The 238-nt window shown below is 52.5% G+C and carries 1 rRNA gene; it reads left to right on the top strand.

Features of this window, described 5'->3' with window-relative positions:
* A 23S ribosomal RNA gene (locus BHE89_RS03035) occupies positions 1–238 on the top strand; the annotation flags it as partial.

Below are 238 nucleotides of genomic sequence, written 5' to 3'. Positions count from 1 at the left end.
GACGCCAGTCTGCATGGAGTCAACCTTGAAATACCACCCTTTAACGTTTGATGTTCTAACCTAGGTCCATAATCTGGATCGGGGACCGTGTCTGGTGGGGTAGTTTGACTGGGGCGGTCTCCTCCTAAAGAGTAACGGAGGAGCACGAAGGTTGGCTAAGCATGGTCGGACATCATGCGGTTAGTGCAAAGGCATAAGCCAGCTTGACTGTGAGAGTGACGGCTCGAGCAGGTACGAA

Origin of the sequence: Shigella sp. FC1967 (assembly GCF_001743005.1) — a bacterium.
In the GTDB taxonomy this organism is placed as follows: domain Bacteria; phylum Pseudomonadota; class Gammaproteobacteria; order Enterobacterales; family Enterobacteriaceae; genus Proteus.
This window is presented reverse-complemented; position numbering and strand designations above follow the sequence as displayed.